Here is a 9,801-nt window from a genome sequence, read left to right as displayed (position 1 = left end):
GGGCCAGTCGCTGAGGACCAGGGCGGCGCGGCCACCGTCGGCCTGCTTGAGCGCGGCCACCGCCGTGTGCGCGGCGCCGGGGCCGTCGACCGCCAGGGCGTCGGCCGCCGAACCCAGCACCGCCGCCAACGCCGCCTCATATCCCGGGCGCACCTTGACCAGCTCCGCGACGGAACCGAAAAGCCCTGCACCAGAATGATTTCGCGCTAGCCACGCGGCGCCGTCCTTGCGCTCCAAACTCATCGACAGCGCCTCGATGCGGGCTCGCAGCGACGCGACCTGGCGTTCCGCGGTGCGTTCGGCGGTCTGCAGCTCCGCCACCCGTTCGTCGGTCAGTCGCAGCGCGGTGACCGTCCGCTCGTGCTGCTCGTCGAGGCCGACCTCACCCTGGTCCAGTTCGCCGACGCGGCCCTGCACGCTTTCAAACTCCGCCCGGGTCTGCTGGGCTCGGGTGGCCGCGTGTTCGATCCGCTCGGACAACCGCGCGACGCTTTCGTCGGTCGATTCCACCCGGGCCCGCATGGTCTCCACCTGCCCGGCCAGCCGGGCCAGGCCCTCACGCCGGTCGGCTTCGGCGCGCACCGCCGCCAGGTGCGCCTTCTCGGCTTCGACGGCGCGGCGCTCCCGTTCGGCGAGTTCGGCGCGCGCGGCATCCAGCCGGGCGCGGGCCTCCGCCAGCTCAGCCAGCAGCTCCTGCTCAGCTTGGGCCACCTCTTCGGCCTCGGCTTCCAGTGCGTCGGGGTCGGTGTCGCTGGCGCGCACTGGCTCTACGTCAAGATGCTGCGTGCGTTCGCTCGCGATGCGGACCGTCGCGCCGACCCGTTCGGCCAGCGCGGACAACCGAAACCAGGTCTGTTGGATCGATTCGGCACGTTGCGACAGGACCGCCAAGGCTTCTTCGTGTGCGGCCAGCTCCTGGGAGGCCACCGCCAGCCGGGCGACGGCTTCATCGTGCTCGCGGCGCATGGTGCTTTCAGCATCGAAGATCGCCTGGCGCTCGGAGCGACGGTTGACCAGGTCATCGGCGGCCAGACGCAGGCGGGCGTCGCGCAGATCGGCCTGGATGGTCTGGGCGCGACGGGCCACTTCGGCCTGACGGCCCAGCGGTTTGAGCTGGCGGCGTAGCTCGGTGGTCAGGTCGTTGAGACGGGCCAGGTTCGCGGCCATGGCGTCGAGTTTGCGCAGCGCTTTTTCCTTGCGCTTGCGGTGCTTGAGCACCCCGGCCGCCTCTTCGATGAACGCGCGCCGGTCCTCGGGCCGGGACTGCAGGATCTCGTCGAGTTTGCCCTGGCCCACGATCACGTGCATCTCGCGACCGATGCCCGAGTCGCTGAGCAGCTCCTGGACATCCATCAAACGGCAACTGCTGCCGTTGATCTCGTATTCGCTGGCGCCGTCGCGGAACATCCGGCGGGTGATCGACACCTCGGAGTACTCAATCGGCAATGCGTTGTCGGAGTTGTCGATCGTGACGGTGACCTCGGCGCGGCCCAGCGGCGCGCGCGAGGAGGTGCCGGCGAAGATGACGTCTTCCATCTTGCCGCCGCGCAGGGTCTTTGCCCCTTGCTCCCCCATCACCCAGGCGAGGGCATCGACGACGTTGGACTTGCCGGACCCATTGGGGCCGACGACGGCGGTGATGCCCGGCTCGAAGCGCAGAGTCGTCGGCGCGGCGAAGGACTTGAATCCCTTCAGCGTCAGACTCTTGAGGTACACGAGGGGCCAGATTACCGGTGCAAGCGCCCGCCCCCGCCCGCTCGGGGCGTGTCACGAGCGGTGTTCCAGACCCCTTGCACACCGCTGGTCAATCGAGTCGCTCTGACCCCAGAGGCACCACGCGTGGCTACCGTTCGACGAACCCGGTGAACTGCTCGGTGGGTTCCGACCAGTCGGCGACCACCTTGTCCACCCGTCCCGGCGTGCTGTCCCCCCGGAGCAATTCCAGCAGCCGTTCGCCTGCCTCGCGGGGACCGTTGGCCACCACCAGCACACGGCCGTCGGCCTGATTGGCGGCATAGCCGGTCAGGCCCTGCTCCAGCGCCCGGCAGCGGGTCCACCAGCGGAAACCGACGCCCTGGACGTGGCCGTGCACCCAGGCGGTCAGCCGCACGTCAGGTGCTGACATCGTCGACCTCGAAGGTCACCGTGGTGCCGGATTTCAGGGTGCGGCCGACGGTGCAGACCGCGTCGATGGCCCGGTTGACGACCACGAGCAGGCGCGCCTTCTCGTCCTCGGACAGTCCGGACAAGTCCAGTTCCAGCTTCTCGTCGAGCCGCGGGTAGATCTCCTTCTCCCGGTCGGCGGCACCGGACACCCTGACGGTTGCCCGGTAGTCGTCGCCGAGGCGGCGGGCCAGGGGCTGATCGCTGGACATCCCGCTGCAGGCGGCCAGCGCGATCTTCATCAGCTCGCCCGGGGTGAAGACACCCTCGACGTCCTCGCTGCCGACGAGTACCTGCGCACCGCGTGAGCTGTGTCCGGTGTACCGGCGCGTGCCAGTGCGTTCGACCCACAGATCAGTCATGGCTCCCTTTCTACAATTTCCTAGGCGCTGAGCCTGCGGTGAGGGCGCAAAATCCTGCGATTTCACGCCGTGAACGCAGATTCAACGAGCTCAACGCGAACTCGGCGCGAATCCTTACCGGCGCGGCCTGGGCTGGCATTTCGGACAGTAGAACGACGAGCGGTTCATGAACTTCTCCCGTCGTATCACCGCTCCGCAACGCCGGCAGTTCTGGCCTTCGCGGCCGTAGGCGTCCAGCGATCGGTCGAAGTAGCCCGACTCACCGTTGACGTTGACGTAGAGCGAATCGAAGGACGTGCCGCCCTTGCCCAGCGCCTCACGCATCACCTCGGCTGCGGCATCCAGCACTGATGCCAGCTGACGACGCGACAGGTTGGCGGCGATGCGGGCGCCGTTGACCTTGGCCCGCCACAGCGCCTCGTCCGCGTAGATGTTGCCGATGCCCGACACCACCTGTTGGTCCAGCAGCTGTCGCTTGATCTCAGAGTGCTTGCGCCGCAACACCTCAACCACCGCGGCGGCGTCGAATCTTGGGTCCAGCGGATCGCGCGCCAAGTGGGCGACCGGCGCCGGCACCACGCTGCCGTCCACGGTCACCAGGTCGGCGAGCAGCCACCCGCCGAAGGTCCGCTGGTCGGCAAAGCTCAGCAACGTCCCGTCGTCGAGCAGCGCGGAGATCCGAACGTGGTCGGCGCGCGGCACCGTGCCCAGCAACATCTGCCCACTCATGCCGAGGTGCACCACCAGCGCAGTGTCCGGGTCGGTGGCCTTGTCCAGGATCAGCCAAAGGTACTTGCCGCGCCGGTCGGTTCCGGTGATGCGGGCGTCGAGCAGCCGGCCGGTGAGGTCGGCGGGCCCGGCTTCGTGGCGGCGCACCGCGCGCGGGTGATGGACACGAACGGCGGTGATGGTCTTGCCCAGCACGTGGGTCTCGAGGCCGCGACGCACCACCTCGACTTCGGGCAGTTCAGGCACTAGACGGAGGATTTCCCCGCGCTGTCGAGCACTTCCATGGCCTCCAGCGCCTTGTAGGCCGCCGACGCGGCCTTCTGCTCGGCTTCCTTCTTGGAGCGCCCCACCCCCGAGCCGTATTCGGTGTCCATCACCACGACGACGGCGGTGAACTCCTTGTCGTGGTCGGGGCCGGTGGAGGTGACCGAGTAAGACGGCGCGCCCAGCGCCCGTGAGGCGGTGAGTTCTTGCAGGCTGGTCTTCCAGTCCAGACCGGCACCGAGCGTCGGGGCCGCATCCAACAAGGGGCCGAACAGTCGCAGGATGGCCTCGCGCGCCACGTCGATGCCGTGCTGCAGGTAGATGGCGCCGAGCAGGGACTCCATGCCGTCGGCGAGGATGCTGGACTTGTCGGCGCCGCCGGTATTGGCCTCGCCACGGCCCAGCAGGATATGCACGCCGAGACCCTCGTCGGTCAGGTTGCGGGCGACATCGGCCAGCGCCTGGGTGTTGACGACGCTCGCCCGGAGTTTGGCCAGGTCACCCTCTGAGCGCTCGGGATGACGGTGATAAAGCGCGTCTGTGACAGTCAGCCCCAGCACGGCATCGCCGAGGAACTCCAGCCGCTCGTTGGTAGGCAGCCCGCCGTTCTCGTAGGCGTAGCTGCGGTGTGTCAGCGCCAGTGAGAGCAGTTCGTCCGACAACTCGACACCCAGCGCATCGAGCAGCGTCTGCCGTGACCGGGTCACCGCTCACCGCCATCGTCGTTGTCGTCGTCGTTGTCGAACATGCCGGCCAGTTTGGCCCACCGCGGGTCGATCTGGTCATGGTGGTGCCCGGGTTCGGCGGCCAGGGAAACCCCGCACTGCGGGCACAGTCCCGGGCAATCGGGCGAGCACACAGGCGAAAAGGGCAGCTCCAGACCCACGGCGTCGATGATCGGCTGCTCCAGGTTCACCATCTGGTCGACGACGTGCCCCACCTCGTCTTCCTCGGTGGTCGCTTCGGTGGCACTGTCCGGATACGCGAACAGCTCGGTCAGCTCAACCTCGACGTGTCCCTGAATAGGCGACAGGCAGCGCGAGCATTCACCCGCGGTGGCTGCGCCGACGGTGCCGGTGACCAGCACTCCCTCGGACACCGACTCCACCCGCAGGTCCAGGTCAAGGGGCGCGTTTTTCTGGATCGCGATCAGCTCGACCCCGATGCGCGTCGGGCTGTCCACGGTGTCCTGCACTCTGAACATAGAGCCCGGGCGCCGACCGAGCTTGGCGATGTCGATGGTCAGGGGCGTCCGCACTGGTCGCTGTGCCGTTTGGCTGTGGTGCTTGGCCATACCTGGAATCCTACGGCGCGCAACGCAGGCCCATGACTGTTCGCCCCGGCCGGGGCCGTCGTTAGCGAGTCACGTAGTCGTGCGTACCGGCCGCCGTGCGCAGCTGGTGCCGGCCACGACCGACGGAGCGCAGGGTGCCGTTGAGGAATTCTTCGAACTCGGCCAGCTTGTTGTCGACGTAGATGTCGCATTCGCCGCGCAACCGGTCGGCCTCGGCGTGGGCCGTGTCGATGAGGCGGGTGGATTCGGCGTGGGCGGCCTGCACCACCTCGTTCTGCGACACCAGGCGCTGCTGCTCCTTGATGCCCTCTTGCACGGCTTTCTCGTAGGACAGGTTGCCGTTTTCGATCAACCGGTCGCATTCGGTCTTGGCCCGGCTGACGCTGGCCTCGTACTCGCGCTTGGCCGAGGCGGCGATGCGCATGGCCTCCTCGCGTGCCTCGGCGATCATCCGCTCGCTGTGCTGTCGGGCCTCGCTCACCATCCGGTCGGCCTGGGCCTTGGCGTCAGAGAGCAGGCGGTCGGCCTCGGCGCGGGCGTGGTTGACCATCGACTCCGATTCGGTGGTAGCCGCGGACACCATGGAGTCGGCGTGCGCCTTCGCGTCATGCAGCATCGAATCGCGGGCATCCAGCACGTCCTGAGCGTCGTCGAGTTCGCCTGGGATGGCGTCCTTGATGTCGTCGATCAGTTCCAGCACGTCACCGCGAGGCACGACGCAACCCGCCGTCATCGGTACGCCACGGGCTTCTTCGACGATGGCGCTCAATTCGTCCAGCGCTTCAAAGACTCGGTACACGGCCATACCCTCCTGGCATTAATTGTTGTGACCAGTGTGCCTGGTGTTACGCCTGTGACAGCGGTGATAACGCCGGTGTGTCGGGCCCAATTTCCCATTTCACCCGCCGACGACCCGGGCACACGTGGTTTGCTACAGCCTATCGCCGCTGGGTCGCCGCTGGCAGGACGATAAATCGGGCGGTAGGCAGGGCTTGACGACGACGGTCCGGCGGGTGACACTATTTGGTACCCCCTGGGGGTATATGGACGGAGTGGAGGACGGATGGCGGACAAAGTGCTAGGAGCCCTTGGTCATGCATTGGCCCTCACCGGCTCGATGACATGGGAAATCCTGTGGGCGCTGATCCTGGGCTTCGCCTTGTCCGCGGTGGTGCAGGCCGTGGTGCGGCGTTCGACGATCGTGTCGCTGATGGGTGACGACCGCCCCCGCACTTTGGCTGTCGCGGCCGGCCTCGGTGCCGCGTCCTCGTCGTGCTCGTACGCCGCCGTGGCGTTGGCCCGGTCGTTGTTCCGCAAAGGTGCCAACTTCACCGCCGCGATGGCTTTTGAGATCGGCTCGACCAACCTGGTGGTGGAGCTCGGCATCATCCTGGCTCTGCTGATGGGCTGGCAGTTCACCGCGGCGGAGTTCGTCGGCGGGCCGTTGATGATCATCGTGCTGGCGCTGCTGTTCCGGTTCTTCGTCCGCTCGCGGCTGATCGACGCCGCCCGCGAGCAGGCGGAAAAGGGCGTGGCCGGGTCCATGGAGGGCCACGCGGCCATGGACATGTCCATTCAGGGTGACGGGTCGTTCTTTCGGCGGCTGTTTTCCGGACCGGGCTTGACCTCGGTGTCACACGTGTTCGTGATGGAGTGGCTGGCGATCCTGCGGGATCTGATCCTTGGGCTCTTCATCGCGGGCGCCATCGCGGCCTGGGTTCCCGAAACCTTCTGGCGAGACTTCTTTTTGACCAGTCACCCGACGTGGTCGGTCGTGTGGGGACCGATCGTCGGTCCGTTTGTCGCGATCTTGTCGTTCGTCTGCTCGATCGGCAATGTGCCGCTGGCCGCGGTGCTGTGGAATGGCGGCATCAGCTTCGGCGGGGTGATCGCATTCATCTTCGCGGACCTGCTGATCCTGCCGATCCTCAATATCTACCGGAAGTACTACGGCACCAGAATGATGCTGACGTTGTTGGCCACCTTCTATGTGTCGATGGTCGCCGCCGGCTACTTGGTCGAATTGATCTTCGGCACCGCCAATCTCATTCCGAGCGAACGCAATGCGATGGTGATGTCGGCCGGCATCTCGTGGAACTACACCACCTGGCTGAACATCGTCTTCCTGGTGATTGCGGGGGTGCTGGTCGCGCGGTTTTTCACCAGCGGCGGCATGCCGATGCTGCGGATGATGGGTGGCTCGCCAGATGAAGGGCACGACCATCACGATCACCATGGTGGTCACCAGAATCACCCTGGTGGTCACCACGATCACCAGCCCGGTTGCCACTAGTCTGCGGCGCTCGCGAGGGCGCGTGTCGGTACGCGACACGCCGCGGCATTGCCTACCGCAGGGGACCGCTCGCGCTCTGATGTATGCGCGCCGAATTCGCTGTCAGCGAAATCGCCTGTGCCGCCTCATTTCTGCCCTTCGGCCGGAATTTCTGTCAGTGGTCATTCGTAGAATTCGGTCATGGCTTCCAGCACTCGTGAGGAGATCAGCGAGGTGCTGGATCTCCTCGATGAAGGCTTGAACCGTCTGTGCGCGTTAACCTTTGACATACTCGTCACTCCGGAGCTGCAACGGGTTTTGCAACGCACAGAGCGTATGGCGCGCCGGCTGCGGGCACCGCAGCACACGCTGATCAATCAACTCCGCGCGCAGGCCTGTCCGGAGGAACTCGGTGGCCCACTGGGCGGTGCGGTAGCCGATTTATTGCATGTCACCCCGAACGAGGCCGGCCGGCGCATCGCCGAAGCGCAGGATCTGGGTGAACGCAGGGCACTGACCGGCGAGCCGCTTCCACCACTGCTGGCGGCCACCGCCGCCGCCCAACGCGAAGGAAAGATCGGCGAAGGACACGTGCGCGTAATCCGCGATTTCTTCCGCGATCTACCCGCATCGGTACACGTTTGGACACGGGAGGAAGCCGAAAGGCAGCTGGCCAAACTCGCGATCGACCGCCGCCCGGACGATCTGCGCGGGCTGGCCGACGGGCTGGCCAATTACCTCAACCCCGACGGCAACTTCTCCGACGACGACCGCGCCCGCAAACGCGGCATAACGTTGGGCAAGCAGGAATCTGACGGCATGTCACGCATCAGCGGCTACATCAGCCCGGAATTGCGGGCCACGGTGGAGGCCATCGAGGCGAAACTTGGCGCTCCGGGCATGTGTAATCCCGACGACGAGACTCCGGTCGTCGACGAGCAGCCCACCGAAGAAGCGGCACGGCACGACCTGAGATCCAAACCACAACGCTTCCACGATGCGTTACTGGTAGGGCTCCGGGCACTGCTGATGTCGGGAAAGCTGGGTCAGCACAACGGTTTACCGACGTCGATCGTGGTCACCACCACGCTCAAGGAACTCGAAGCCGCTGCCGGGCGTGGTCTCACCGGTGGGGGCACCATTCTGCCGATGTCCGATGTGATCCGGCTGGCCAGCCACGCCCGTCACTACCTGGCGATCTTCGACGACGGAAAGGCTTTGGCGCTGTACCACACCAAGCGCCTCGCTAACGCCGCACAACGGCTCGTCATGTACGCGAAGCACCGCGGCTGCACCTTTCCCGGGTGCTCCGCCAAGGGCTACATCTGCGATGTGCACCACGTGAGGCCCTACGCCAAGTCCGGCATCACCGACGTCGACGATCTCACGTTCGCCTGCACCGGCCATCACCCGATCGCCGAGAAAGGTTGGGTCACCCGCACCACCAAACGCGGCGACACCGAATGGCTTCCACCCGCCCACCTGGACCGTGGCCAGCCGCGGACCAACAAATTCCACCACCCCGAAAAGCTGCTCTGCGGAGGCGACGAGGACGAAGACGAGCCATAGCTGCCGAAACACCAACTCTCGGCGGTATCGTGTCCTGCGTCATTCCCCGGCGAAGGGAGGTCGCGCATGTCACCGCCAAGCGAACCCGGCGACTTCCCGGTACGGCCCGCCGGCCCGCCGCCGCCCGCCGACATCGGTCGCTTGTTGCTGCGCTGCCACGACCGGCCGGGAATCATTGCGGCCGTGAGCGCCTTCCTCGCCAATGCCGGCGCGAACATCATCTCGCTGGATCAGCATTCGACCGCGCCAGAGGACGGGACCTTCCTGCAGCGGGCGATCTTTCATCTACCCGGACTCACCGCAGCGATCGACGGGCTGGAACGCGACTTCGCCACCTCGGTCGCCGAGAAGTTCGGCATCGACTACCGATTCACCGAGGCCGCAAATCCCAAACGGGTCGCGATCATGGCATCAAAGGACGATCACTGCCTGCTGGATCTGTTGTGGCGCAATCGACGCGGCGAACTACCCATGTCGATCGCCATGGTGATCGCCAACCACCCAAACCTCGCCGAACGGGTCCGGCCCTTCGGAGTGCCATTCATCCACATTCCCGCCACCCGCGACACGCGGGCCGAGGCTGAACAGCGTCAACTCCAATTGCTCACCGGCAACGTCGATCTGGTGGTTCTGGCCCGCTATATGCAGATACTCACCCCGGAGTTCCTCGCCGCGGTCGGCTGCCCACTGATCAACATTCACCATTCGTTCCTGCCCGCCTTCATCGGCGCAGCCCCTTACAAGCGCGCCCGCGAGCGGGGCGTCAAACTCGTCGGCGCGACCGCCCACTATGTCACCGAGGTCCTGGACGAAGGACCCATCATCGAACAGGACGTGGTGCGCGTCAGCCACACTGACACCGTCGACGACCTGGTACGTGTCGGAGCCGACGTCGAGCGCGCGGTGTTGTCCCGGGCGGTGCTCTGGCACTGCCAGGACCGCGTCATCGTGCACAACAACCAGACGATCGTCTTCTAGGACGTCTTCTAGGAGACGACTTCCACCGCCGTTTCACCGAACCGTGCGCGGAGTGCACCCCAGACATCGGCATACCGACCGGGCGAATTGAGATACGCCCCGTGGCGTTTGACGAGCTGATGAGCGATTGGCGCGATAAGTTTTCTCGGAGTGCGCTTCCAGCCGGCCCG

10 protein-coding genes are annotated in these 9,801 nt (G+C 66.1%); 3 read left to right on the top strand and 7 right to left on the bottom strand.

Annotation, left to right across the window (positions count from 1 at the left end; genetic code table 11):
• The 7 genes from smc to sepIVA form a co-directional block, all read right to left on the bottom strand.
• On the bottom strand, positions 1-1,716 hold a 1,716-nt coding region (gene smc / locus A9X01_RS22165), incomplete at its 3' end, for a chromosome segregation protein SMC (RefSeq protein ID WP_065122783.1).
• A 127-nt stretch (positions 1,717-1,843) separates the two neighbouring features.
• Positions 1,844-2,125, bottom strand: a complete 282-nt coding sequence (locus A9X01_RS22160) for an acylphosphatase (protein ID WP_036354573.1) — start codon at positions 2,123-2,125, stop codon at positions 1,844-1,846.
• Positions 2,112-2,525 (bottom strand): OsmC family protein, encoded by a 414-nt coding sequence (locus tag A9X01_RS22155; RefSeq protein ID WP_065122782.1) that lies wholly within the window; start codon positions 2,523-2,525, stop codon positions 2,112-2,114. The genes A9X01_RS22160 and A9X01_RS22155 overlap by 14 nt, the downstream gene beginning before the upstream one ends.
• A 114-nt stretch (positions 2,526-2,639) precedes the next feature.
• The gene (mutM, locus tag A9X01_RS22150) at positions 2,640-3,500 is read right to left on the bottom strand and encodes a DNA-formamidopyrimidine glycosylase (RefSeq protein ID WP_065122781.1); all 861 of its coding nucleotides are present in this window, start codon (positions 3,498-3,500) and stop codon (positions 2,640-2,642) included.
• Entirely contained in the window at positions 3,500-4,225 is a 726-nt protein-coding gene (rnc, locus tag A9X01_RS22145) for a ribonuclease III (RefSeq protein ID WP_065122780.1), read from the bottom strand. The genes mutM and rnc overlap by 1 nt, the downstream gene beginning before the upstream one ends.
• On the bottom strand, positions 4,222-4,812 hold the full coding sequence (locus A9X01_RS22140) for a YceD family protein (RefSeq protein ID WP_065122779.1): 591 nt from the start codon (positions 4,810-4,812) through the stop codon (positions 4,222-4,224). Before A9X01_RS22140 ends, rnc begins: the two co-directional genes overlap by 4 nt.
• Before the next feature lie 61 nt (positions 4,813-4,873).
• A complete protein-coding gene (sepIVA, locus tag A9X01_RS22135; protein WP_065122784.1) occupies positions 4,874-5,611 on the bottom strand; it encodes a cell division protein SepIVA in 738 nt (245 codons plus the stop codon).
• Positions 5,612-5,875: 264 nt separating this feature from the next.
• Between sepIVA and A9X01_RS22130 the strand changes: the two genes are divergently transcribed.
• The 3 genes from A9X01_RS22130 to purU all read left to right on the top strand — a co-directional run bounded on the left by A9X01_RS22130 (position 5,876) and on the right by purU (position 9,631).
• Positions 5,876-7,105 carry a permease gene (locus A9X01_RS22130; RefSeq protein WP_065122778.1) on the top strand — a complete coding sequence of 410 codons (1,230 nt, stop codon included), beginning with the start codon at positions 5,876-5,878 and terminating at the stop codon, positions 7,103-7,105.
• A 180-nt stretch (positions 7,106-7,285) separates the two neighbouring features.
• Positions 7,286-8,653, top strand: a complete 1,368-nt coding sequence (locus tag A9X01_RS22125) for an HNH endonuclease signature motif containing protein (RefSeq protein ID WP_065122777.1) — start codon at positions 7,286-7,288, stop codon at positions 8,651-8,653.
• Positions 8,654-8,719: 66 nt separating this feature from the next.
• Positions 8,720-9,631, top strand: a complete 912-nt coding sequence (purU, locus tag A9X01_RS22120) for a formyltetrahydrofolate deformylase (RefSeq protein ID WP_065122776.1) — start codon at positions 8,720-8,722, stop codon at positions 9,629-9,631.
• The last annotated feature ends 170 nt before the right edge of the window (positions 9,632-9,801 follow it).

Origin of the sequence: Mycobacterium asiaticum, assembly GCF_001668675.1 — a bacterium.
Taxonomy (GTDB): domain Bacteria; phylum Actinomycetota; class Actinomycetes; order Mycobacteriales; family Mycobacteriaceae; genus Mycobacterium; species Mycobacterium asiaticum_D.
This window is presented reverse-complemented; position numbering and strand designations above follow the sequence as displayed.

Excerpts from the sequence above, each read along its gene's own strand:
- A9X01_RS22125 (WP_065122777.1), top strand. The coding sequence starts at position 7,286 with ATGGCTTCCAGCACTCGTGAGGAGATCAGCGAGGTGCTGGATCTCCTC.
- purU (WP_065122776.1), top strand. The coding sequence starts at position 8,720 with ATGTCACCGCCAAGCGAACCCGGCGACTTCCCGGTACGGCCCGCCGGC.
- A9X01_RS22155 (WP_065122782.1), bottom strand. The coding sequence starts at position 2,525 with ATGACTGATCTGTGGGTCGAACGCACTGGCACGCGCCGGTACACCGGA.
- A9X01_RS22140 (WP_065122779.1), bottom strand. The coding sequence starts at position 4,812 with ATGGCCAAGCACCACAGCCAAACGGCACAGCGACCAGTGCGGACGCCC.
- A9X01_RS22130 (WP_065122778.1), top strand. The coding sequence starts at position 5,876 with ATGGCGGACAAAGTGCTAGGAGCCCTTGGTCATGCATTGGCCCTCACC.
- A9X01_RS22160 (WP_036354573.1), bottom strand. The coding sequence starts at position 2,125 with ATGTCAGCACCTGACGTGCGGCTGACCGCCTGGGTGCACGGCCACGTC.